Origin of the sequence: Treponema saccharophilum DSM 2985, assembly GCF_000255555.1 — a bacterium.
GTDB classification, from domain to species: Bacteria; Spirochaetota; Spirochaetia; order Treponematales; family Treponemataceae; genus Treponema_D; species Treponema_D saccharophilum.
On sequence record NZ_AGRW01000055.1, the window covers coordinates 85,240 to 110,652 of the forward strand.

Consider the following 25,413-nt stretch of genomic DNA (forward strand, 5'->3'; position numbering starts at 1 on the left):
GGCGGGATTTTTTTTGGGAGCCTGAATGAGAAGAATGTTCTCCATTGTCGCCTGTGTCGTTTTGATGGCGCAGGCCTCGTTTTTGTCTTCGCTTTCGTTCGGGGCGAAAATGAAGGACGAGTACCGCGAGTCGTCGTTCGCTTCAGCGGAGAATGTGCGCGCTGCGGGCGCTGATTCCTATTCGCTCTACTTCAAGACGAAATGCCATCTCCTTCGCAACAGCTGGCTCACGGCGTGGTCCTGGTACGAGATTTCGTTCTATTCGGGACTGGACGGTGAGTGCGCCGAACGGACGTTCGTCTATCCGTTCAACAGGGACGGACGGAACATCTAACTTACGGGATGAGATTCCGCGCGTTCGTAATTTACTGGCATTTCGGGAAATCCGGCAGCGTGCTGGAGTACGTCCTCGACCACATCGAGGAGTCGGATGAAATCCGTTTTGTGGGGCATTCGTATGTTGCCGCGGATTCCATTAAAACTTTCCGCAAGTAAAATCGCCCTGATGAAGAAAAACGACGTCGCCGAAGTTCTTGAGGTGTGCGCGAAAGAGAAAATCGACGGCATTGATTCGGCGTGGCTCCGCATCCGTACAGAAAGCGGTTTTCTCACGAACGGTAGAGAATGGCGCGACTAGCTCCGCAAAAAAAAATCGGGACTGCGAGCGCGCAATCCCGATTTCCATCCGCAAAAAACGCGGGTTTTCAGTTTTTTAGATTTCGATTTCGCCCGAGAAGCAGACCGCCGTCGTTCCCGTGAGGAAAACGGTCTCGCCCGTGTAGCGGACAATCAGCTCGCCGCCGCGGACTTTTACGGTGATGTCCTCGTCGAGCGGGCAGAACCCGTTGAGAACGGCAGCGACTGCCGCCGCGCACGCGCCTGTTCCGCATGCGGGTGTCTCGCCGTTTCCGCGCTCCCACGTCCTCATCTTCAGCTCGTTCTTTCCGACGACGCGGACGAATTCGACGTTCGTGCGCTCGGGGAAGGCGGGGTGGTTCTCAATCATCGGGCCGACTTCCGTCACGCGCTCCTTGTCCACGAATTTCGAGAACACGACGCAGTGCGGGTTTCCGACGGCGACGCTCGTGACGGAATATGAATTTCCCGCCACGTCGATTTTCTGGGCGACGACAGCTTCCGCGGGCGTTTTTCCGCCCAAGCTTACCGGAGCGACGCCGAGGTTCGTCGGGATGTTCTTCGGCTTGAATTTCGGCGCGCCCATATCGACGCGGACGGAATTCACCTTTCCGTTCAGCTTGTAGAGGAGGAGCGACTTGACGCCCGCCTCAGTGTCGACGGTCAGCGTTGCGGTCGGCGACGAAGGCTCGTGCCTGTCCGCGATTCCGTTTATGTTGTTGTCGTAGAGATATTTCGCTACAGCGCGGATTGCGTTTCCTGCCATGCGGCTTTCCGTTCCATCCCTGTTGAAGAATCTCATCGTGGCGTCCGCCTTGTCGCTCTTCTCGATGAGGACGAGCGAATCCGCGCCGACCTGCGTCCGTCTGTCGCACAGGCGAACCGCAAGCCCCGCCGGATTCTTGACAGGCTGCTCCATAGCGTTGACGACGATGAAATCGTTCCCAGTCGACTGCATTTTCGTGAACTCGATTTTCTGCTTGGAAGTCCTGAGCTTGTTGATGTCGACGAGCTCCACGTTCTCCGCGGAATATGCCGATTTCAGGCAGTCTGCGATTGCGTTGGCGGTGTCGATTGCCGTGAGGCACGGAATGTCGCGCTCGACGGCATGTCTTCTGATTTTGACCGAATCCGCGCGCGGGTTCCTTCCCTTCGCGCTTGTCGAGATTATGTACGCGATTTTTCCCGAATCGAGGAGCGTCAGCACGTTGTCGTTCGGATTCTCCTTGATTTTCGCGACGACCTGGACTTCCATTCCGAAATCGGAGATTACGCGCGCAGTTCCCTCCGTCGCGTAGAGCTTGAATCCCATGTCGTAGAATTTCCGCGCGAGGTCGGGTATCTCAAAATGGTCGGTCGTCCTAATCGTGAACAGGACGCCGAGCGGGTTCGCGGCCGCTTTTGTCGGGTGGTTGAGCTTGTAGCCCGCCGCGATGAGACCCTTGTATATTGCCTCCTCCCGCGTTGACGCGATTCCGAGAACCTCGCCCGTGCTCTTCATTTCGGGGCCGAGGTGCGTGTCGACGTCCATCAGCTTCTCGAAGCTGAACACGGGAACCTTCACCGCAAAATAGGGCGGAATCCGGTGCAGTCCCGTTCCGAATCCCATGTCGCGGATTTTTTCCCCGAGCATGGCGCGCACCGCAAGTTCGACCATCGGAACGCCCGTCACTTTTGAGATGTACGGAACGGTACGGCTTGAGCGCGGGTTCACCTCGATTATGTAGAGGTCGTTGTTGTAGATGAGATACTGGATGTTTACGAGGCCTTTCGTCCCGAGCTGGATTGCCAAATCCTTCGACTGGCGGATGATTTTCTGCCTGAGAACGTCGTTCAGGTTCCATGACGGGTAGACCGCGATGGAGTCGCCCGAATGGATTCCCGTGCGCTCGATATGCTCCATGATTCCAGGGATGAGGATGTCCTCGCCGTCGCAGATTCCGTCAACCTCAAGCTCGATTCCCATCATGTACTGGTCGATGAGGACGGGGTTCTCGATTCCCTGCGCGAGGATGATTTTCATGTATTCGCGCACGTCGTCGTCGTTGAACGCGACAATCATGTTCTGCCCGCCGAGAACGTAGCTCGGGCGCAGAAGAACCGGATAGCCGAGTTTCGATGTCGCCTCAAGCGCCTCTTTTTCCGTGAACACCGTAAGCCCCTTCGGCCTCTTGATGTTGAGCCGCGCGCACAATTCCTCGAATCGCTCCCTGTCCTCCGCCAAGTCGATTGCGTCCGCGCTCGTTCCGAGAATCCTGATTCCCTGGTCGGAAAGGAATTTCGCGAGCTTGATTGCCGTTCCGCCGCCGAACGCGACGACGACGCCGACGGGTTTTTCCGTATTGTACACGCCCATCACGTCTTCCGGCGTAAGCGGCTCGAAGTAGAGCCTGTCCGCGGTGTCGAAGTCGGTGGAGACCGTCTCCGGGTTGTTGTTAATCGTGACGACGTCGTACCCGAGCTTTTTGAGCGCCCACACGCACTGCACGCTCGCGTAGTCGAATTCGATTCCCTGTCCGATTCTGATGGGGCCGGAGCCGAGAACGATGACGGTTCCCTTCTTCGACTTCTTTCCTTCCGACTCGCGCTCTTTGAGGAACGCTCCTGCCTCGTTCTCGCTGTCGTATCCCGCGTAGAAATACGGCGTCTCCGCGCTGAACTCGCCCGCGCACGTGTCAACCATCTTGAACGATGGCGCGATGTGCGCGAGTTTTCCTTCCGCGCTCAGTTTTTTCGCCTCGTCCGCCTCCGCAAGGATTCCGCCCGCGCCGATTATTTTCGCGCCGGAAATCGCGCTGATTACGCTGTCCGGGTAGCCGAGCTTTTTCGCCCTGACGTACATTTCCTGCGTCGGTTCGATTTTCTTTTCCTTGAGAGCTGCGAATTCGTTCTCGATGTTGGCGAGGTTCCGGAGCTTCTCCAAAAACCACGTGTCGATTTTCGTGACGGAATGAATTTCTTCGATGCTCATGATTCCGCGCTTTATCGCCGCAAAAATCGCGAAGATGCGCTGGTCCGTGCATTCTCCGACGCGCCGCCTTATTTCCTCGTCGCTCTCTTCCTCAAAAACGGGCAGGGTGAGCGACTTCACGCCGATTTCCGCCCCGCGCGCCGCCTTCATAATCGCCGTCTCGAAGTTGTGCCCGATTGCCATGACCTCGCCGGTCGCCTTCATCTGCGTTCCGAGTTTCCGCGACGCGTAGACGAATTTGTCGAACGGGAATTTGGGGAATTTGACGACAACGTAGTCGAGAACGGGCTCGAAGCACGCCGCAGTTTTCTTCGTGACGAAATTCGGAATCTCGTCGAGGTTGTATCCGATTGCGATGAGCGTCGCAACTTTCGCTATCGGATATCCCGTCGCCTTTGACGCGAGCGCCGACGAGCGCGAGACGCGCGGGTTCACCTCGATGACGGCGTACTCGAAGCTCTCTGGATTCAGCGCGAACTGGCAGTTGCATCCGCCTTCCATGTCCAGCGACGAGATTATGTTGAGCGCCGCCGAGCGGAGCATCTGGTATTCCTTGTCGGAAAGCGTCACCGTCGGAGCGATTACGATTGAGTCGCCCGTGTGCACGCCGACCGGGTCGAAGTTCTCCATCGAGCAGACCGTAAGCACGTTCCCCGAATGGTCGCGCATGACCTCGAATTCGACTTCCTTCCATCCTGAAATGCATTTCTCGACGAGAATCTGGTGGATGGGCGAGCGGTGCAGTCCGTTCTGCGCGATTTCCATCATCTCATCGTGGTTGTACGCGATTCCGCCGCCCGTTCCTCCGAGCGTGAACGCCGGCCTTATGATGACCGGGTATCCGATTTCGTTCTCCGCAAAATCGACCGCATCCTCGAGTGTCGTCACGACTTTTGATGGAATGCACGGCTCGCCGATTTTCTCCATCGTGTCCTTGAAAAGCTGCCTGTCCTCCGCCTTGTCGATTGTCTCGGGTTTCGCGCCGAGAAGCCTGACGCCGTGGCTGTCAAGGAACCCGGATTTTGCCAGCTCCATGCACAAAGTAAGCCCCGTCTGCCCGCCGAGCGAAGAAAGAATCGAGTCGGGCTTCTCCTTTTCGATTATGCGCTCGATTGTCTCGGGGATGAGCGGCTCGATGTAGATTTGGTCGGCCATCGTGTGGTCGGTCATAAGCGTCGCCGGATTCGAGTTCACGAGGACGACCTCAAGCCCCTGCTCCTTGAGCGCCTTGCAGGCCTGGCTTCCTGCGTAGTCGAATTCCGCCGCCTGCCCGATGATTATCGGACCGGAACCTATTACCATGACTTTGTGGATATCTTTGTTGAGTGGCATATTTTCTCCTTCAGGTGCTTAAATAGTGTGTTTTTGTGTATCAACCTTGCCCGGAAATCACTGATTCAGGACAGGCCGCTTTGAAATATTCCGATTGCATTTTAGGTTCTGAGCTGATTTCACGTCATGGCTCTCTCCAAAAAAAAAGGAACAATGCAAAAAAAGCATTGTCCCCATAGACGTTCAAAAAAAAAGAAATAGCCGGCGTTTTTCCGCAAAAAATCAAATTGGATTTCTGTCCGCCTTCGTTTTCCATAATGAGAAATAATTATATCGAACGTGCCTTCGTTGTGGAAGCGTAAAAAGAGCCGCCGGACATCTGAAAATTCATAAAAGAAAAAAAAGAACGGCACCGTCTCTCCAGTGCCGTTTGGGATGTCAGCATTCCGAAATCCATGTTCATGGAAAGGAACTGCATCTTATGTATGCCAGCCTAGCCGCTGGTGGCGCAATAAATTAGTGATTACACTCCGAAGAGTCTTCTATCTTTGTCGGAAATTGCATAACGCCTCCTGTCGTGCGGTCGGTGTAAGTCCTCATCTCTTTCCTCACCACGATTTTTATAATACCACTGATTTTTTATAATGCAAGCAAATTTTGTAAAATTGATGTTTTTTTTGCTGAAAAAAACGGCGCTGTGCATCGTTCGAGTTTTGGCGCGCATTTCGGTATACTTCTGCCATGAATGTCCTGATTATCCAGCCGCCGCTCGTCCAGCTCAACACGGCGTATCCGAGCGGCGCGTATCTTTCCGCGTTTTTCCGCCGGAGCGAATTCTCCGAATCAATAAAATGCGTGCGCTGGCTTGATTTGAGCCTCGCGCTTTTCGAATCGATTTTCTCGCGCGATGGTCTTTCAAAGCTGTTTTCGCTTTGCTCCGGGAACGCGCTCCGGCTCGCTTCTGACGCGGAGAAAAAAGGCGACGTCGACACCGCGCTCAATCTCCGCAGGTACGTCGGAACGAAGGATTTGTGGATTGAATGGATTGACCGCATTTGCGCCATCCTTCGCGCCGACGGGAGCGGTTTTGAGAACGCTCACCGGTTCGTGTTCGGGGCGCACGTGCCGCGCGGGGCGAGGATGGAGCGTTTCCTTGCGGAACTCGGCCGCGAGCCGACGACGGACGACGCGCGGAGCCTCGCAAGTTTCGCGCTTGCCGACATCGCCGATTTCATTGCCGTCGCGTTTGACGGGAATTTCAGCCTCGTCCGGTATGCGGAAAGCCTTACGGTGGGCGAGTCTTCCTTCCGCGAGGTGGAGAAGGGCGCCGATTCCCCGATTCTCCGGGAGTTCTTCGAGCCGCTTCTTGAGCGCGTCGCCCGTGAAAATGCGGAGATTCTTTCTGAAAAATGCCTCGTCCTCGTCTCCGTTCCCTTCGCGGGAACATTCGCGGCGGCTCTTTCGACGGGGCGGTTCTTCAAAAATCGGTTCCGCGGTTCGTTCGTTTCCCTCGGCGGCGGGTTCGTCAGCACGGAGCTGCGCACGACGCGCGAGGAACGCCTTTGTGCATATTGCGACGCGCTTTCGTTCGACCGCGGCTACGGCGGGTACAGGAATCTTGTCTCCGCGCTTTCGTCTGCGGAAGACGGCGGATTTTCTGCGTGCGGCGATTCTTCTTTCTATAAATTAAGGCTTTTTCTGCGTTCGGAAGGAAAAAACGTTCGCGTCGTCGAGCCTGTCGAGTCTGATGCCGAGTCCGAAACATACGAGGCGGAAGTCACGCGTACGCTCGTCCCTGATTTTTCCGGAATCGACTTTTCCCGCTATCCGCGCCTCATCGACGACACGAATCCGATGCACCGGCTCTGGTCGGACGGCGCGTGGATAAAGGCGTACATGGCGCACGGCTGCTACTGGCATAAATGCGCGTTCTGCGACGTCACCCTCGACTACGTGCGCTCCTTCTGCCCTACGAACATCCGCCCGCTTTACGAGTCGCTTCTCTGCACGGCGGAACGGACGGGAACGTTCGGAATCCATTTCGTTGACGAGGCGATGCCTCCTGCGCTCATGGTCGAATTCGCGCGGCTGAATCTTGAGCGGGGCGCGCCGCTTTCCTGGTGGGGGAACGTCCGCTTCGAGAAGTATTTTTCCCGTGACGTCGCCGATTTTCTTGCGGCGGGCGGGCTTGTCGGTGTTTCCGCGGGTCTTGAGAGCGCGACTAGCGACGGGCTTTCCGAAATACACAAGGGAACCGACCTTGAGTCGATCGTCTCGGCGTGCTGCGCGTTCAAGGAGGCGGGAATCCTCGTTCACGCGTACATGATTTACGGCTACTGGTGGGAGAAGCCCGAAAACCTCGTCAATTCGATGGAGACGCTCAGGCAGTTCTACGCGGAGGGGCTGCTCGACTCGTGCTTCTGGCATAAATTCGTCCTTACGCGCCATTCGAGGGCGTACAAGGAATGGAGCGAGGGAAAAATTCCCGCGCTCAAGCCGGTCGAGCCGAAAGGCGGCGGGATTTTTGCGAGCAACGCCATGCATTTTGAGGGCGAGCGGAAAAGCGAGAAATTCTCCCGCGCGCTTGAAATTTCGCTTGAGAACTGGATGCACGGCGAGGGAATCGGCATGAACGTGCAGAAGTGGTTCGATTTTCCCGTTCCGCGTCCGACCGTCCCGCGCGATTTCATCGGGAGGCTCGTCGAAAAATACGAGTCGCGCCGCGATGAGGAATTCGCGCGCGTTCCGCAAAAAAACGCGCAAAAAATCTGGCTCGGCGGAGAGAAAATTCCGCTTCCCGGAGGAAAAATAGGCTGGTTCTACATGGGCGAATGGCAGGAAGCCCGCGCCGACGCGCCCGAGCGCGAATTCCGGGGCAGGGGATTGTGCGTTATTCCGTGATTCGCCTAACGGAGGTTCAGGTGGAAGCTGAATCCGAGCTCCACCGTATTGAACCGGTATTCCGTCGTCTCGAATATGCGGAACAAGTTCATCTGCGAGAACGCCTTCCGCACGTTGAAAAAGACGGTCAGCGCGAGCGGGTGCGTGTTCGTCATTATTTCCGCGCCGTACGATATGTAGTGGAGCGTGTCTTCGAGCGTCGTTCCCTGAATTATGAACATCGGCGAGTATGATATGAAATATCCGTGCGAGAAATAGGTGTTTATCCGGCAGAAATACTGGATGCCGCCCGCGATGCTGTTGTATGCGAAGCCGTTGCTGTTCTCCGGGCCGGAATAATCGACGAACGAATAGCCGACGAACGGGATGAACCGTATGAACTGGTAGTTGATTTTCGGAAGGTACGACTGGTAGTCGAATTCGATGCAGCGCAGGTTCTCGTTCAGATTCTCGTCGTCGTGGAGAAAATCGGGGGTGTCCGACCAGAGAAACATCGGTTTTTTCGTGAACCCGAGGTTGAGCTGGGCCTTCGACACGAGGCGCAGCTTGTAGAACGAATGGAATATAAGCCCCGTGAATTCAAGCGCGTCGTTCTGCGTCATCTTCGCGCTTGAGCTGTTTCCGACGGAGAAATTCTGAATTCCGCGCGTCGTTTCAAGAAACCATTCGAAATCCCCGAACTTCGAGAATTTCGCAAACGGGAACGCGGAAAAAGAAGGGATGAGAATCATCAAAGTACATGCCAGCAAGACTTTCATGTTGTTTTTGCTCCGCGCGCTGCCCGGACAATCGGGCGGATGGTTTCTTCCTATAAAACAAGGCTTTGCCCGGAAGCCGGCGCTCAAGCACGCCGGAAGCCGGGCACAGCCTTGTTTTTATGCGGGATTCAGACCCTCGCAAGCCCCGCCTTTCTCGCCTCGTCGGCAACCGCTTTCGCGACGACCTGCGCGACGCGCGGATCGAATGCGCTCGGGATTATCATGTCGGGGGAAAGCTCCGCGTCGGAAACGAGGGAAGCAAGCCCGCGCGACGCGGCGATTTTCATCTCCTCGGTGATTTTTCTCGCGCGGCAGTCGAGCGCACCGCGGAAAAGCCCGGGGAACGCGAGGATGTTGTTTATCTGGTTCGGGTAGTCGCTCCTTCCCGTGCCGATTATGAACGCGCCTGCGTTCTTCGCCTTCTCGTACGTGATTTCCGGCTCGGGGTTCGCCATCGCGAACACAATCGACTTGGGCGCCATCGAGCGCACCATTTCCTCCGTGACGAGGTTCGGGGCGGAAACTCCGACGAAAATGTCGGCTCCGTGCATCGCCTCTGCCATCGTCATGCGCTTGTTGTCGGGATTCGTGATTTCGGTCAGCTCCTTCGTGAGGAAATCGTATTTGTCGGCGTCTTCCTTGATGACGATTCCGTTCACGTTGAAGCCGTAGATTTTCCCGATTCCGAATTTGTGGAGCATCCGTATGATTGATGAGCCTGCCGCGCCCGTTCCTGAGACGACGAGCGTGCAGTCCTCCGGTTTTTTCCCCGCGACTTTGAGCGCGTTCATTATTGCCGCAGTCACGACAATCGCCGTCCCGTGCTGGTCGTCATGGAATACGGGAATGTCAAGCTCGTTGATGAGAGTCCGCTCGATTTCGACGCATCTCGGCGCGGAAATGTCCTCGAGGTTTATTCCCCCGAATGTCGGCGCAATCTGCTTGCAGAATTCGATTATCTTCTTGGGGTCTTTCGTGTCTATGCAGAGCGGAACTGCATCGACGCCCGCGAATTTCTTGAAGAGGACGCATTTTCCTTCCATTACAGGCAGTCCCGCCGCAGGTCCGATGTCCCCAAGCCCCAGGACGGCTGTTCCGTCGGAAACGACCGCGATTGTGTTTCCTTTCCACGTGTACTTGTACACGTCGTCGGCGTTTTTGTGGATTGCCCTGCACGGCTCCGCCACTCCCGGGGTATACGCTGCGGACAAGTCGTCCCTCGTCTCAAGCGGCATCTTCAGCTCCGTGCTGATTTTCCCGCGCCATTCCTCATGCTTCTCAAGAGCTTTCTCGTAGATTGTCATAATCGGACATTATAGCGGAATTCAGCTGTGAATGGCACTCGCGAAATGCGCGCCTGCCGCGCGGGTACGCTTTCCGGGGCGGGAACGTTCCGAAAACGGCGCCCGTTTTTTCCCGCAAAGTCGTTGTCGGTAAAATCCAAATCCTAAAACACGACGGTTTTTTAATGGACTTTGCACAAACGAACGCTATATAATTGCAAAAATTCCATTGATAAACAAAAGAGGAGTATTTTTATGTCATTTTTAGATAACCTGAAGAAAAAATCGCTCGACCGCAAAATATTCGTTGCGGGTTCCGCGCTCGCGTTCATCGGTTTTCTTCTTCCGATTGTTTCCGTGACCGAGGAAATCGACAAATTTGAGCAGCAGAAGGAAGTCGTTGAGGTCGAGGTGGAAGTTCCTGTCGAGAAGCTGATTGAGACAGAAGTGGTTGCGGCTGACGGAACTGTCGAAAAAGTCGTCGAGAAGCGCACCGAGATTGAAAAGAAAACCGAGCAGAAAGAAACGGGAAACATGATTTCCGTGAAGGTCGGAACGGAGACCGTAAAGTCGTCGAAGAACATCTTCGCCGCGGCGAAATTCTTCAACGTCGCTGACCGTGGCGGCGCCGGATACGCATACAACGCGACGTTCCTTGTCGTGCTTTGGCTCATGACGATTGCCGGAATCGCAGCTTTCTTCTGCTCGAACGGAATCATACTCGACATCCTCGTATGGCTTGTCGGAGCCGGATTCGGAATCGCCGCGACAATCACGATTCCTTCATACCTTGAGATGAATATTTTCCAGTACAGCGCTGTCGGCTCGTATGTCATCTTCGTCGGATGGACTACGGCGCTTGTCGGTGCAGTCCGCTCCGCTGTTCACGTTCAGCAGCAGGGAATAAGAAAGAGCATTTAAAAACTCCTCTTTTTGAAAAAACTCGCGCTTCCGCATCTCTGACGGGGCGCGAGTTTTTTTATGCTCTGCCAAAAATCGTGCATATACGTGCGCTTTTATAGTAGGCTAACCAGAAAAAAGATTGTCATGCCGAACGATTTCCGTAGGAAAGCTTGTTTCTGAACAGGTCTATTGCAGATTCGGAAAACAGGATTTTTTAAATCCGTTCAGAACGACACTTATCAAGTTAATCTACTGCCGAATTTTCCGTCCGGATAGGGAAAAAAGCCATTCCCGCCGAAAAAACTCCTGGAAAATGTCAGCGCGGAAAAAAGCAAAAAAAAGATTGAAAAGTTGTGTTTTTCTTTTGAATCAAGCGGAATCTTATAGTAAAGTTTAATGTATCCCTAAAACTTTTGGTTTTGGAATGAGATTTTACAAATAATTTACTTTCGGCTGCGAGTTTGGGCTGAAAAATCGTTTGTATGCTTATTTTTTCCATCACCAAAGTGGAGCTTTTATGAAGAAATTCAAATTGTTTTCGCTTTCGCCCAAGCTTTTTGCCGCGAGCATCCTTCCTCCTGCAATCGTCGCTATATTTGCGAGCATTGCTTTTTCCGGCTTGACCATGAAAATCATAAACGAGAACGTGATGACGACTGCCGGAAATGCCGCAAGAAAACTGAGCAACCAGATAATCGACCGCCTTCAGCCGAGCGTCGACAAGCTTGCGAACTGGCAGGCTATCGTTTCTGAAATTCACGAGGAGAAAGTGCTCCGGCGCGTAATCAAGGGGCTTTCGTCCGATTTGAGCGAGTCCGAGCTTTTCTATTATTCGACGAAGGAATCGCGGTTCTCCCGGCACGGATTTTTCATAAACAATCTCGACTGGGAGCCGGATAAAGATTGGGAGCCGATGGAGCGCTCGTGGTTTAAGGATGCGGAGGCGAATGCAGGCGATTTCACCTACACCGAGCCGTATGTCGATTACCGCTCGGGGAATCTGTGCGTGACGTTCGCGCAGGCGGTCTACAACAACGAAGAAGATTTTCTCGGCGTTGCGGCGCTTGACCTCAATCTGGATATGTTCAAGGATGCCGTTTTCGACGTCTATGTTTCCGCGCACGGAAAAGTTCATATCGTCAATTCCGAAGGATTGTATCTTACGAACGATGATGCTTCAAAAATAATGAAGGGGAACTACATTCAGGAATCGTCGATTTCCGAGCTCGGCGGATACGATGTCGCAGGCTATCTTGACGGGCTTGAGCGTGCGTTCATAAAGAACGGGCGGTATTACGCGGTCGCGCCAATCGGGACGTCGCCGTGGTTTGCCGTTGTCGAAGGCCCGGTTTCCGACTTCAACGCGAAATTCAAGGTTCAGGTCATCGTGATTCTATGCTTCATGCTTCTCATCGGGGCAATCTGCACTTTGATAAACATGTACGTCATGGGAAATATGCGCGCGAAAGAGCACGGGCTTGGCAGCAAGCTTATTGTCGAGACGCAGAATCTCGCCGTGGCCTCTAAGGAAAACGCGGCGACCGCGCAGGATCAGAGCGCGGCGGTAAAGGAGATTGTCGCGACGATGGAGGACAACAACTCCCTGTCGGAGAACATCGCGACGAAGATAAAGGATGTTTCCGGCGTGGCGACAAAAACAAGCGACGACGTTTCCGAAGGCGTCTCGTACATAGACCAGAACGTACGCCAGCTCCGCGAGATTGCGGAAGCGAACCAAGGGACGATAAGCGGCATAAAAATGCTCGGCGACAAAATCGAGAACATCTGGGATATTGTAACGCTCATCAATTCTGTCGCCGACCAGGCGAAGATAATCGCGTTCAATGCGGAGCTTGAGGCGTCGAGCGCGGGCGAGGCTGGAAAGAATTTCCACATCGTCGCGACGGAGATTAGGCGACTTGCCGACGGAATCATCGACGGAACGAAGGAAATAAAGGAGCGCATAAACGAGATTCAGGAATCTTCCGATTCGCTCATCCTTGCAAGCGAAAGCGGCACCGAGAAGATAAACGAAGGATGCGAGAGCGCCAAGAATCTCAAGGAGCGGTTCACAAACATAAAGAACGCTTCGGAAATAACGGCGTCGAGCGCGGCGGACATAACGACTATAATCCAGCAGCAGGCGGTCGCGAGCGAGCAGATGCTCATAACGCTCAAGCAGATTTCTGCCGGCGTAGAGAATTTCGGCGCGGCGACGGAGAACATTTCCGTAGCGTCGATGAACCTCAAGAAGATTGCCGAAGAGCTGAACAAATAGGCTTGTTCGATAACGTCGTTATCCACAGTCGGCGGGTTCGGAAACGCCCGGAAAGCGCGTTTTTGGGCACCGCATTTCAATTATTACCGGCGGATTTTTCTGTCGAACGGGGAGAAACGGAAAAATGAACGAAGAGCTTATCGAAAAAATCGGCGAGAACGATGTAAAAGTCGAGGTGGAAGACGAGAAGCGCATGACGACATGGCTCGTCTTTGCAATTTCCGGAAAAAAATACGCGGTGCGGTCTGCGGATGTTCTGGAGATAATCAGGGACGTCTCCGTCTATCGGCTTCCGTTCATGCCTCCATATATCGAGGGCGTCCTGAACAGGCGCGGCGACCCTTTTACCGTGGTGAATCCCCTTGCGCTTATCGGCGTCGAGAATACGACTCCGCCGAGCGAGCCGCTGTTTTTGATTCTGAAACGGGTCGACGACCAGCTGTCGCTCCACATCTCGGACATCCTTTTTTTTACCGAAGTCGAGGATTCTGATTTGAATCTGATTCCCGGCGGCGGGGAGGACGGATTTTTTCTCGGTACATTCGGATACGGCGGTGAGGAAATTCCCGCGCTGAACCCGAATTCTTTTGAGAATCTGATAAGGAAAGACCTTGGAAGTTCGTGATCATTTTACATGCATAGCATACGATTCCGTCGATTTTCTCATCCAAAGCCGATACGTGATTTCGGGTATGTACCTTGAGGTTGACAAGGAGGCGAACAGCCTCGTGTTCAACAGGGAGACGCTTCCGCATATCCACATCGGCGGACTGCTTGAGAGCACGTTTTCCTGCGCGCCCGCGGAATCGTACAACGTCGTAATCGTCATGCGCAACAGCGATTTCGACAAGGAAGTCCGCGGAAAGATAATCGACTACACAAACACAGCTTTTCCTGCAAGCGGAAGCCTTGCGCTTTCCGTGAATGCGGCGATTTCAAGCAATATAATAGCGCTTGACTCGCTGCGCCTTCCTCCGCTCGGGATTCGGGAAAAACTTTTCGAGTGCGGAATATGCGCTGTGTCGTTCAACGGAGGGGGAATCGGGCGGACGCAGCTGGTCGTTTCTCCGGACATGCTGCTCAGAAAATTCTTTTCTACGGGCGCGCTGAAATTGAAGGCGCGGAACCGCAAAATTTGAGATATGGGGATTTTCTTTTGTGACTGATGTGGAAAAGGAGGGGACATGAAACTCATAATCGCGGACGATTCTGCCGTGATTCGCGCGATTCTTGCTCAGAATCTCACAAAGATTCCCGACGTGGAGATAATCGCGTCCGTATCGAATGGGCGGCGCGCCATAGACAGCGCTGTGCGGGAACGTCCGGATGCAGTTATAAGCGACATCGACATGCCGGAAATGGACGGGCTGAAGGCGGCGAAAATTCTTTCCGGCGACATGAAAATTCCCGTGCTGATTCTTTCTGAGAATTCCTCCGCGATGGCTGACGCCCGTTCTGCGGGGGCTTCCGATTTTATGACGAAGCCGAGCCTTGATTCCTACAAGGACGGATTCTTTTCCGAGATGATGGAGAAGCTCACACGCATCGCAGGCCCAATCTGCTCTTCCGGGAAAAAATCGGGAAGGAATTCATCCTCGTGCGCCCAAGATTCCGGGCCGTTCAGGATTCTCTGCATCGGAGCGTCTACCGGCGGGCCGACCGCAGTCCTTGAGGTTCTGCGCGGACTTGGAAACAATTTCCCGCTTCCGGTTTTCTACACGCAGCATATTGAAATCGGTGCCGACAGGAACATGGTCAACTGGTTCGATTCGTCATGCCAGAATATTTCGGTCAGGCTTGCGGAGGACGGCGTCGAGGCGCTTCCCGGAATCGTGTACATGGCTCCCGCGGACAGGCATCTTGAGATAGCGTTCGTGAAGAACAATGGTCATCCGGTAATAAAGATTTCTGATGCGCCTCCGGAGCGGTTCCTTCGTCCTGCGGTGAACAGGATGTTCAGGAGCGCGGCGAATTTCTACAAGAAATCGTGCCTTGCCGTCCTGCTTACGGGGATGGGGCGCGACGGCGCGTTGGGATGCCGCGATATATGCGACAGCGGCGGATGGACAATAGTTGAGGACAAGTCGACTTGTGCCGTTTTCGGGATGCCGGCGGCTGCAATCGAGGAAGGAGGCGCGCGCGAGGTTCTTCCGAGGGGAAGAATTGCCGCCCGCATAGTATCTCTTGTTTCTAACTGACGGAGTTGTGAATGATGATATCAGAATTGGAACTTGAGGAAATTGTCGAGATGATAACAGCCCGCATCGGAATCATTCCGCGGTCGTCTCATCGGAAAGGGATAAGGGATTACCTTGAGCGAAAATTGTCTTCGATGAATGCGGATTTCGCGACATATAAGAGGCTTCTTGTCTCGGACAACGATATTTTTTCCGAACTTGTTGACGAAAGCACCGTTAACGAAACGTATTTTTTCAGGGAGGAACGGCAGTTCCGATTCGTGCGCGACAAGCTTCTTCCTATTTGGAAAGCGAATTTCGGTTCCGTTCCGATTAAGATTTGGAGCGCGGCGTGTTCGTTCGGGGAGGAAGCGTATTCGCTTGCGCTTCTGGCAAAAGATGCCGGCGTCCGCGCGGACATTACGGCGAGCGACATCAATTCGCGCGTCCTGCGGCACTGCGAGAGCGGCGTGTTCCTCTCGAAATCGATCCGCTCCGTCGACGGCTGCTCGTTCATGAATCTTCTCAGGCCGTACACAAAAGAGGGCGGGAAAATCGAATTCGGGAGCGAAATACGCTCGTGCATAAAGACGCGGAAGCTGAACCTCGCGGAAATCGACTCGCCGTTTTCCGATGCGCTGCTTCCGCACGGTCAGAATATCGTTTTTCTGCGCAACGTCTTCATTTATTTCAGCCAGGACCTGCGCGCGAGGATTTTGCGCGCGATATCTGAAAAATGCATGGCACCAGGAGGATGCCTGTTCGTCTCGATGAGCGAGATTGCCCAGCTCGATGCGACAGTCATGCCGGATTCGTTCGATAAGATTTCCGATGGCAGCGTCTTCTATTTCCGGAAAAAAGGGGGAGCGTGATGGCGAAGATTTCGTCCGACATAACCGAAAGCTATATTGCTGAAATCGGAGAGCTGATTGTTGAATTCAAGAACGACGTGCTTGCGTTGAAAGCCGCGCCGAAAGATGAGGGAATTCTCTCCCGGCTTCTGCGGAACCTCCACACGATGAAGGGAAATTCGAGGATGCTCGGTTTCTCATGCGTGGAGCGGTTGTCGCATTCCGTGGAGGACGTCTACAAAAGCGTCAAGGACGGAAAGATTCGGAATTCCGACCGGCTCGTCCAGCTCGTTTCCGTCGTCGCGGACAAGATTATGGAATGCGTCGCGCATATCAAGCGCACCGGTTCCGACGCGATGAACATCGACATCTATCTTCAGTATTGTGACAAGATTGCGGCAGGAGAGCTTGTCGATTTGGACGCGTTCACGGCGGACGTCAGCCGCGTGGAAAGCGACGAGGACGCCGAGGACGATGCGCCTGTTTCCGATATCCAGTCGATACGAATAAAGCTTTCGCGCGTGAACGAAATCATAAGTTCCTTCGACACGATGATAACGCGGGAATTCCGCCTGAAGCACCAGCTCGACGAAATCCGCCGCCTTGAGGAGAAAATCGGAAACCACGAGCTTTCCAAGATACGCAAGCAGTTCGAGTCCGACCTTTTCGCGCTTGAGACTTCGATTTTCAGCGTGCAGGAGCGTGTTTTCGACTTGAGGATGCTCCCGATTGAAATCGTCCTGCGCCCGTTCTCGAGCAAAATCGCGCTTGAGGCGATGCAGCTCGGGAAGGAAGTCGTCTGCGACATTCCGGAAACGGACATCGCGATAGATAAGGTTATCCTTGAGCAGCTCGGCGATATTCTCATGCACCTCGTCCGCAACGCGCTCGACCACGGAATAGAGCTTCCCGAAGTGCGCGAGAAGGCGGGCAAAAAAAGGCAGGGAACGATACGGATTGAGTGCATTCGCTCATCAAAGCACATCGAGCTTACTGTAAGCGATGACGGCGGCGGATTGGACTTCGCGAGGATTAGGGAAAAGGCGATGAAAGTCTACCCGGAGCGCGCAGAGGAAATCAGCGAGATGGTTGACAGGGAGCTTTCGCAGTTCCTGTTTCAATCGGGGTTCTCGACGCGCGACACGGTGACGGAAATTTCGGGGCGCGGCGTCGGGCTTGATGTCGTGTGGACGAACGTCGAGCGGATAAAGGGACGCATAAAGATTGAGAGCGAGCCGGGAAAAGGCACGGCGTTCATCCTTCGCATCCCGATGTCGCTTTCTACGCTGCAGGGGCTTTTCGTGTATTCGAACAAGGACAAATTCCTCGTCCCGTCGCAGCATATCGTGGACATAATCTACCGGAAGAGAAGCGAGTACATAACGCTCCAGAACCAGCGCTACATACGGCTCGAAAGCCAGCTCATCCCGTGCTTCTCCCTTTCGTCTCTTTTTACGGAGCAGCGCGGGTTCAAGAATTACGATGCCGATTCGATTCTCATCGCCGAATACATGGAGCAGCGAATCGGAATAATCGTTGAGCAGGTTCAGCAGTACGTCTCGCTCGTCGTAAAGCCGCTCCCGAAGGCGTTCAAGAATTTCTCGATTCTGCAGGGAATCGTATTCGACGAGCATTACGACATCGTTCCGATTCTGCACGTCCCGGACATCCTGAAAAAATTCAAGTCGCTCCGCGGATACGACATAAAGAAATACGAGGCGGCGACGAAAAAGCGGAACATCTGGATTCTCGTTGTCGATGATTCCGACACGACGCGGCATATCGAAAAGTCGATTCTGGAGAACGGCGGTTTTTCAGTCGATACCGCGACGGACGGAATCGACGCGCTCGAGTCGCTCAAGCGCAAGCAGTACGATTTGGTTCTTACGGACAAGGATATGCCGAGAATGAACGGGCTTGTCCTCATCGACAATATCAGGCGCATGGAGCAGTACAAGACTGTTCCCGTAATCGTCGTTTCTGCGGACCAGAATCCTGAGATAAAAGCGCAGTTCGAGCGTTCCGGGGCGAATGCGTTTATCGCGAAAGGCGATTTCAAACGCGGAAACTTGATAAGCGCGGTGCAGGAATTGGTCCGCTAGAGTCAGGAGAAAAAAATGTCAAAAAAGATTGTAATCCTTGAGCCGTCCGCCACGCTTCAGAAACTTTTCGCGACGACGCTTGACGGAGATGAATACGGAATCCAGTTCGCGACGGACGGAAAAGAGGCGATTTACATGCTTCTCGAATCCGTTCCCGACCTTTTCCTTCTCAATGCGGAACTGGACAACCCCGGAAGCTATGAGGTCGTCAGGATTGTCCGCACGATTTCGTGTTTGAAGGGGCTTTCCGTGGGCATGTACGCGACGACGCCGTTTCCGTTTGACGAGGAGCTGGCGCAGAACTGCGGCGCGGACGTTTTCCTTCTGATGGACAAGAACACGATGTCGATGAGCGTCGCGGAACTTGTGCAGATTTCCGGGCTTCGCGTTGACAGGCTTGCGGTAGTCCAGGCGCGGAAGGAGATTGACGACGGGGTGCTTTTCAAAAATGCGGTAAAAATCCTCCGCTCCGACTCGTTCCGCTCGATGATTCTCACGAGGATAATACAGATTTTCGACATAATCGAATCTGTCGAGGATGTCGTGCGCGAATTTCTCTCGATTATCGTGGAAGTGTGCGAGGTTCCGATGGCGGGGCTTTTTATCGTCGAGGATGACGGGCCGCACGGATACTGCCTGCACGCGAGCAACATCGGGAATCGCGAAATCGACGATTTTATGGGCGTCTGCGCGACAGATTTCGAGAAAATCCAGCCCGACTACAATGTCGCGAAAGTCCAGCCGCTCCTGTTCGAGCCGCGCCCTGATTTGGACCGGTTCTACACGAAAACTGTCCAGCTTTCATCGTACGAGAGCGCGGATTTGCGCACGCTCGACGAGAGAAGCTATTTCGGAACTGTCCACGTCGTCGCGGAGGGGAACATTTCCTTTGATAAGCAGGATGTTTTCGAGTTCTGCGTGAAAAATGCGGGAATTCTCTTCGACAAAGTGCTGATTGTGAAGAAGAAGATGTTTTTCGAGCGGAGGATTAGGCGCGCGTTCAGCCGGTTCGTTCCCGAGCAGATAATCGACGACCTCGTCCTTCAGGTCGACAACACGGATGAGAAGGTCGGCGTCGGAGAGACGAGGGCGGTCGCGATATTGTTCAGCGACATCCGCTCGTTCACGAACATAAGCGAGCGGAACAAGCCTGACGTAATCGTCTCGTTCCTGAACAGGTATTTTTCGATAATGGTCGATATCATAAAAAAGCACGGCGGCACGATAGACAAATTCATCGGCGACGCGATTATGGCGGAATTCGGGACGCCGGTCAGCTACGAGGACAACTCAAGCCGCGCAGTTGCCGCGGCGTGCGAGATGAGGAGCGCGCTTGCGTCCGTCGATATCGGCGACCTCGTTCTTCCTGAAGGAATGTCGTTCAACATCGGAATCGGAATCCACTACGGCGATGTCATCGTCGGCTCAATCGGCTCGAAGGACAAGACGGATTATTCCGTAATCGGCGACAACGTGAACCTTGCGAGCCGCCTAGAAGGATTGACGAAAACATACGGAACGCAGGTGCTCGTAAGCGGAAGCGTTTTCGACGACGTCCTGAAAAGTTCCGGCGAGAATGCGTTCGCGTTCCGCCATCTTGACGACGTGCGCGTGAAAGGAAAGGCGACGGCAGTGCCGATTTACGCGGTCGATCGCGACGAAAACGAATTTCCTGCCGCGTACAAGGATTACTACATCAAGGGAATGGGGCTTTACAAGCAGGGAATCTGGAACCTCGCAAAGGATTATTTCGACAAGGCGCTTTCCGCCGCGCCGAATGACAAAGCCGCAAGCCTCATGCGTTCCCGCTGCGCCGAGTTCATCGCATCTCCGCCGGAAAAATGGGACGGCGCGATTGCGTTCATGACGAAATGACGGCGGGGTGTATGAGACGGCTGTTTTTTTTCATTGCGCTTTTTTTGCTCCTCGCGTTTTCCGCCGGCGCGGGCGTTTTTGACGATTTCAGTTTCGCGATTTTCGACAAGGCGGGGTTCGCGACACGCGTCGACGGGCAGAAAATCGAAGGCTCGCTTGCCGACAATTTCTCGAATTCCGCGGGATTCTCCCTTTTTATGGACGAGGGGTTCGACGGCGATGATTTGCGCGGGACGACGCTGTTTTCGCTTTTCTGCATGCACGATTTCGCGCGTTACGGCGGCGTGCCGCACAATAGCATTCGGTACGGGATGGAGACGAGCCTTTTTTTCCTCAACACGGGGATTTCGCAATGCTACGATTTCAACAACAACGAAATCGACTGCATTTTCAACTTCGGATTCAAAATCGGCGCATGGGTGAGCAGCCACGTCGGATTCGAGGTCAACGCGGGAATCGAGCACGGGTTCATCTCGCACGATAATTTCGTGCGAATGAATGCCGGAATACTGATTGCGCCTTTCTCCGAAAAAAAATCGCGTTCGCCGAAAACGGAGCAGTCCGCTTCCAAAAACGAGGACCAGTCCATCGACGAGGCGTTTCAGTCGGAGGGCACCGAGAAAATTGAGCGGCTGTGCAGGCGCTATTCGGAGTATCCGTCCCGCGACAACGCCCGGTTGCGGCTCGTCGCGACGGAATTCGCCGTCAGAAAATTCGGCGTGGGCAAGGACGACGTTGTCAGCGCGCTTTTTGCGGAGGATTTGGAGAATCCGTATCTCGTCCCCGAGGAAAGCATCGTTTTCGTCGATTCGTTCGTTCCCGTCGCGTTCACCGAGGACGGCGTCGTTTTTGCGAAGGACGACGGAGAACGCTCTTCTGACGGCTTTTCGTTCAGGGCGTATTTTTTTGTGAAGCGCAGCCCCGAGACGATGGAAGGGAAAAAACTTCGGCGGGGTTTTTTCCGCGCGCGCGGCGTCCAGAAGCGCTTTGTCGGCGGAATCGAGCGGATTATTCCCGTTTTTGAGTACGGGTATTGTTTCTGATATTTCTTTCCCGGAAACAGAATTTCCGGGGCATGTTTTTATTTTGGAAGTTTTATGGCGAACATAGCGATTTTTTTTGATGCGGAGAACATTTCCGCGGCACATGTAACATCAATCCTTTCCGAGGTCAAGAACCACGGCTCGATTGTCATCCAGCGCGCCTATGCCGACTGGTCAATCGAAAACACGAAACCGTGGAAAAGCCTTCTTTCCCGCCAGCCGATAACGGCGATTCAGCAGTTCCACAACGGCGAGCAGCAGGCGGTGGACAAAACGATAATAATGGACGCAATTCAGATTGCCTCCGAGCGGGCCGACATCGACACGTTCTGCATCGTCGCGTCGGACAAAGGATACGCGCCGCTCGCGCTCCGCCTTCGGGAACTCGGGAAGAAAGTACTCGGAATCGGCGAGGAGAAAAAGGCGAAGGCGGATTCGATTCTCGTGAACGCGTGCAACGATTTCAAGTACATCGAGCGTTTGCGGAACATCGACGACGCGCTTCTGAGCGAGCTTGCGGAAGTTCCCGCGCACGAGGATTCCGACATGAACAAATTCACGCTTTCGACGCTGCTTTCCCTCGCGTACGATTCGTCGCCGAAAACGGAGGAAGGTTACGTCTCGCTCACGAACATCGCGAAATCGATAAAGTCGTTCAAGCCGGATTTCAGCTATTCCGATTACGGATACAGGACGTGCAAGCAGCTTCTTGAGGCGTTCGCCGACGAATACGACATGGAGCACGACGACAAGACGCCGCCGAACTACATGGTCATCAGAAAGGAATCCGCCTCGTCCGATTCGATGCTTGAGGGCGTCGTTGTCCGGATAATCGGGAATTACGGGTTCATAAAAACGGACGATGGCAAGGATTATTTTTTCTGGAAGGGAAATTTGAGGAAGGAATTCAGCACGGTGAAAATCAGGAAGGGGATGAAAGTCCGGTTCGAGTCCGTGCGCGAGCCGGATTACGTCGCCGAATCAACGAAGGAACGGAACGGAAAAGCCGAGAACGTCGAGATTGTTTCCGGCGCGGAAGTGCCCGAATCGGAATGAGCCGTCATCGTCGCGGGAAAAATTTGCCTGATTTGCGGTTTATATGTACATTTCTCCGCATGGAGTTCTGCGTTTTTTAGGATTCCCATATTTTTAGGAGGAAAAATGAAAGTCATTCTTTTCAACGGAAGCCGGAACGAGAAGGGCAGCACGTACACTGCATTGAGCGTTGTCGCGAAGGAACTTGAGGCGAGCGGAATCGACTCGGAGATTTTCTGGGTCGGAGGGCGTGCCCTTACCGGAGAAATCGACGCGCTCGTCGATGAGGCTGTCGCAAAAATGAAGGAAGCTGACGGAATGGTTCTCGGCTCGCCAGTCTATTACGCTTCCCCGAGCGGAGAGCTTATCGCTTTCCTCGACCGTTTCTACTGGAAAGGCGAGGGCGCCGTCCGCTTCAAGCCAGCCGCATCCGTGACAGTTGCCCGCCGCGGCGGAACGACTGCGTGTCTCGATGTCCTCAACAAATACACGACATATGCGCAGCAGCCCGTCGTCACGTCCCGCTATTGGAACATGATTCACGGCTCGAACGGCGACGACGTGATGAAAGACGAGGAAGGGCTTCAGATTTTGAGAACGCTCGGCCGCAACATGGCGTGGATTCTGAAAAGCATCGAAGCCGGAAAAAAATCCGGCGTCGCTCAGCCCGAAGCCGAAAAGAAAATCTTCACCAATTTCATCAGATAGCATTTCGGCAAAAATATGAAATCCTGTTTCCGCATCTTCCGAAACAGATTCCGGTTCAGGATTTCATAAAAAATCCGTGGAGCCGCGTCCCGTCGCCTGCCTGCTCCGACAAAAGCCGAACTGAGAACGAAAAACACCCCCGGCACCGCCCTCCCGGGCACGGAAGGTTCGCCGCGCGAACCGGCGCACGCCTGCCCCGACAAATCCAAACTGAGAACGAAAAACACCTCGCAAGCGCGCTTGCCCCGATAAATCCTCCTTTGTAGAATGGGGGCTTGAAATTCATTTTTTAAGGAGAATCGAAAATGATTCTGGAATCAGTTTTCAAGCTGGACTCGCGGAAAACGACCGTGAACCGCGAAATCGTCGGAGGAATAACGACATTCCTCGCGATGAGCTACATTCTTGCCGTCAATCCGGGCATTCTTTCCGCTGCGGGGCTTTCGTGGGGCGGCGTTTTCACGGCGACGGCGCTCAGCTCGTGCGTGGCGACGCTTGTCATGGCTTTTGCCGCGAACCTTCCTGTCGCGCTCGCGCCAGGATTGGGGCTGAACGCGTTCTTCACGTACACTGTCGTTTTGGGAATGAAATGCTCTCCGTCATTCGCGCTGACCGCCGTTTTCCTTGAAGGCGCGCTTTTCATCATACTGTCGCTTTTCGGAATCCGCGAGGCAATCATAAAATCGATTCCCGTCAACTTGAGGAAAGCTGTCGCCGTCGGAATCGGGCTTTTCATAACGCTTATCGGTTTGTCGAACGCCGGAATTATCGACGGGGACGCTGCGACTCCGCTTGCGTTCGTTAACCTGAATATGGAGCACGCTTCTGCAATCGTCGCGCTCATCGGGCTTGTCATCACAATCGCGCTTTATACGCTCAAAGTTCCAGGCTCGATTCTTGTCGGAATCATCATAACGACGATAATCGGAATCCCGTTCGGCGTGACGAAAATTCCGGAAGGCTTCCATCCGCTTTCCGCTCCGGAAAAGCCGCTTCTCTTCAGCTTCGAGTGGAAGAGCGTTCTCACGATAAAATTCTTCATCGTGTTCTTCACGTTCCTCTTCACCGACCTTTTCGACACAATCGGAACGCTTCTCGGCGTCGCTGAGCAGGCGAACCTCAAGGACAAGGAAGGAAACGTCGTGAACGCGAAGGGCGCGCTGATGGCTGATGCCGTGGGAACCGTTTTCGGCGCGTGTCTCGGAACATCGACCGTCACGAGTTTCGTCGAAAGCTCATCGGGCGTCGCTGCCGGCGCGCGGACGGGATTGGCTTCCGTCGTGACCGCGCTCCTTTTCCTCGTCTCGCTTTTCCTCAGCCCGCTTTTTGCGCTCATTCCGTCCGCTGCGACAGCTCCCGCGCTCATTTTCGTCGGATTTTTGATGATGAGGAGCGTCATGGGAATCGACTTCAAGGACATTTCCGAGGGAATCCCGTCGTTCATCACGATAATGGCTATGCCGTTCGCTTATTCGATTTCAAAGGGAATCTCGTTCGGAATCATTTCCTACGTTCTCTGCAAGATTTTTGCGCGCAAAGGAAAGGACATCCCGCTCGTCACATGGGTTCTCGCCGCGATTTTCCTCTTCGACGTGATTTTTGAGGCGATGAAATAAAATATCCGCGCTATTTGCACTGCAAGTCCGCCTGATAAAAACAGGCGGATTTTTTTTTGCAAAATCGGGAATCAGGGTTTATAATCGCGCGTCGCAGACAGGTTGTGGTCTGCCTGGGAGTTTTTTTATGCAATGATGATTTTTGGAGGAAAAAGTATGAAATGTCCGTCATGTAGTGCTGAATTTGAGCCGCCAGAAAGCAATCTGCCTGGAGGCGCGCAAAAATGCCCTTCCTGCGGGAAATTCGTTCTCGATTTGATGAATGTGGACGGCGCTGCTGTTCAGAATTCGGGAAATCTTGTCGGCTTGTATGAAAAATGTGCTTCGCAGGGAAACGCGAGCGCGCAGTACAATCTTGCCATGCTGTACAAAAGCGGAACCGATGAAATCGAGCAGGATGAGGAAACGGCAGCGAAGCTGTTTATGGAATCGGCTGAGAAAGGCTTTGCCCCTGCGCAGTTCTGCGTCGGCTCGATGTACGATGACGGAACGGGAACTGCACAAGATAAAAACAAGGCGCTGAAATGGTACCGAACCGCCGCTGAATCAGGATATGAGCGCGCGCAATACAATCTTGCGATTATGTATGACACCGGCGACGGCGTTCAGAAGAATGTTGCGGAAGCGATAAAATGGTTCAGAAAATCTGCGGAGCAGGGGAACGTTAACGCACAGTACAACATGGCGAATTATTATGATACCGGCGACGGCGTTCCTCAGGACAAGGTTGAGGCGATAAAGTGGTACCGCATGGCTGCCGAGCAGGGGTTTGCGCCCGCGCAGAGAAATCTCGGTTGCATGTATCATGATGGGGAAGGCGTGCCCGCTGATATAGAGGAATCGGTGAAGTGGTTTTTGATGGCGGCTGAGCAGGGCGATTATAATGCCCAGTTCGCGCTTTATAACATGTATCAGGCTGGCGAGATTTCCGACGACTGAAAAATCCGGCTGCCGAAATCGACAAAAAAGCCGCCCGAACAAAAATCCGGGCGGCTTTCGCTTTC

The 25,413-nt window shown here is 53.9% G+C and carries 19 protein-coding genes; 16 read left to right on the plus strand and 3 right to left on the minus strand.

Annotated features, from left to right (window positions below):
* Positions 1-25: 25 nt before the first annotated feature.
* Both TRESADRAFT_RS14240 and TRESADRAFT_RS16725 read left to right on the plus strand, forming a co-directional pair.
* Positions 26-334 (plus strand): hypothetical protein, encoded by a 309-nt coding sequence (locus TRESADRAFT_RS14240; protein ID WP_002706607.1) that lies wholly within the window; start codon positions 26-28, stop codon positions 332-334.
* A gap of 171 nt (positions 335-505) precedes the next feature.
* Complete coding sequence (locus tag TRESADRAFT_RS16725; RefSeq protein ID WP_281054629.1) at positions 506-637, plus strand: hypothetical protein; 132 nt, start codon at positions 506-508, stop codon at positions 635-637.
* 75 nt (positions 638-712) lie between these two features.
* Here the strand turns inward: TRESADRAFT_RS16725 and carB are convergent, their stop codons facing one another.
* Positions 713-4,939 carry a carbamoyl-phosphate synthase large subunit gene (carB, locus tag TRESADRAFT_RS14245; RefSeq protein ID WP_002706609.1) on the minus strand — a complete coding sequence of 1,409 codons (4,227 nt, stop codon included), beginning with the start codon at positions 4,937-4,939 and terminating at the stop codon, positions 713-715.
* Between the two features lie 681 nt (positions 4,940-5,620).
* On the opposite strand from carB, the gene TRESADRAFT_RS14250 reads away from it, so the two are divergent.
* Complete coding sequence (locus TRESADRAFT_RS14250) at positions 5,621-7,780, plus strand: radical SAM protein (protein WP_002706610.1); 2,160 nt, start codon at positions 5,621-5,623, stop codon at positions 7,778-7,780.
* Positions 7,781-7,785: 5 nt separating this feature from the next.
* Here TRESADRAFT_RS14250 and TRESADRAFT_RS14255 read toward each other — a convergent pair whose 3' ends face one another.
* Both TRESADRAFT_RS14255 and TRESADRAFT_RS14260 read right to left on the minus strand, forming a co-directional pair.
* Positions 7,786-8,538 carry a hypothetical protein gene (locus TRESADRAFT_RS14255; RefSeq protein ID WP_002706611.1) on the minus strand — a complete coding sequence of 251 codons (753 nt, stop codon included), beginning with the start codon at positions 8,536-8,538 and terminating at the stop codon, positions 7,786-7,788.
* A gap of 128 nt (positions 8,539-8,666) precedes the next feature.
* Positions 8,667-9,842, minus strand: coding sequence for an NAD(P)-dependent malic enzyme (locus tag TRESADRAFT_RS14260; RefSeq protein ID WP_002706612.1), 1,176 nt, complete (start codon positions 9,840-9,842; stop codon positions 8,667-8,669).
* Between the two features lie 234 nt (positions 9,843-10,076).
* Here TRESADRAFT_RS14260 and TRESADRAFT_RS14265 point away from each other — a divergent pair, with 234 nt between their 5' ends.
* From TRESADRAFT_RS14265 to TRESADRAFT_RS14325, 13 genes are all read left to right on the plus strand, one after another.
* Entirely contained in the window at positions 10,077-10,742 is a 666-nt protein-coding gene (locus TRESADRAFT_RS14265) for a hypothetical protein (protein ID WP_002706613.1), read from the plus strand.
* Between the two features lie 499 nt (positions 10,743-11,241).
* Positions 11,242-13,002, plus strand: coding sequence for a methyl-accepting chemotaxis protein (locus TRESADRAFT_RS15470; RefSeq protein WP_002706614.1), 1,761 nt, complete (start codon positions 11,242-11,244; stop codon positions 13,000-13,002).
* Between the two features lie 124 nt (positions 13,003-13,126).
* A complete protein-coding gene (locus TRESADRAFT_RS14275; RefSeq protein ID WP_002706615.1) occupies positions 13,127-13,627 on the plus strand; it encodes a chemotaxis protein CheW in 501 nt (166 codons plus the stop codon).
* A complete protein-coding gene (locus TRESADRAFT_RS14280; RefSeq protein WP_141607449.1) occupies positions 13,614-14,141 on the plus strand; it encodes a hypothetical protein in 528 nt (175 codons plus the stop codon). The genes TRESADRAFT_RS14275 and TRESADRAFT_RS14280 overlap by 14 nt, the downstream gene beginning before the upstream one ends.
* Positions 14,142-14,186: 45 nt before the next feature.
* The gene (locus tag TRESADRAFT_RS14285) at positions 14,187-15,200 is read left to right on the plus strand and encodes a chemotaxis protein CheB (RefSeq protein ID WP_002706617.1); all 1,014 of its coding nucleotides are present in this window, start codon (positions 14,187-14,189) and stop codon (positions 15,198-15,200) included.
* A gap of 11 nt (positions 15,201-15,211) precedes the next feature.
* The gene (locus tag TRESADRAFT_RS14290) at positions 15,212-16,051 is read left to right on the plus strand and encodes a CheR family methyltransferase (RefSeq protein WP_002706618.1); all 840 of its coding nucleotides are present in this window, start codon (positions 15,212-15,214) and stop codon (positions 16,049-16,051) included.
* A complete protein-coding gene (locus TRESADRAFT_RS14295; RefSeq protein ID WP_002706619.1) occupies positions 16,051-18,132 on the plus strand; it encodes a hybrid sensor histidine kinase/response regulator in 2,082 nt (693 codons plus the stop codon). The genes TRESADRAFT_RS14290 and TRESADRAFT_RS14295 overlap by 1 nt, the downstream gene beginning before the upstream one ends.
* A gap of 15 nt (positions 18,133-18,147) precedes the next feature.
* Positions 18,148-20,007 carry an adenylate/guanylate cyclase domain-containing protein gene (locus TRESADRAFT_RS14300; protein WP_002706620.1) on the plus strand — a complete coding sequence of 620 codons (1,860 nt, stop codon included), beginning with the start codon at positions 18,148-18,150 and terminating at the stop codon, positions 20,005-20,007.
* 11 nt (positions 20,008-20,018) lie between these two features.
* Positions 20,019-21,050, plus strand: a complete 1,032-nt coding sequence (locus TRESADRAFT_RS14305) for a hypothetical protein (RefSeq protein WP_002706621.1) — start codon at positions 20,019-20,021, stop codon at positions 21,048-21,050.
* 54 nt (positions 21,051-21,104) lie between these two features.
* On the plus strand, positions 21,105-22,106 hold the full coding sequence (locus TRESADRAFT_RS14310; RefSeq protein WP_002706622.1) for an NYN domain-containing protein: 1,002 nt from the start codon (positions 21,105-21,107) through the stop codon (positions 22,104-22,106).
* Between the two features lie 105 nt (positions 22,107-22,211).
* Entirely contained in the window at positions 22,212-22,793 is a 582-nt protein-coding gene (locus TRESADRAFT_RS14315) for a flavodoxin family protein (RefSeq protein ID WP_002706623.1), read from the plus strand.
* 311 nt (positions 22,794-23,104) lie between these two features.
* On the plus strand, positions 23,105-24,409 hold the full coding sequence (locus tag TRESADRAFT_RS14320; RefSeq protein WP_040843361.1) for an NCS2 family permease: 1,305 nt from the start codon (positions 23,105-23,107) through the stop codon (positions 24,407-24,409).
* Between the two features lie 156 nt (positions 24,410-24,565).
* On the plus strand, positions 24,566-25,348 hold the full coding sequence (locus tag TRESADRAFT_RS14325; protein WP_002706625.1) for an SEL1-like repeat protein: 783 nt from the start codon (positions 24,566-24,568) through the stop codon (positions 25,346-25,348).
* Positions 25,349-25,413 lie beyond the last annotated feature (65 nt).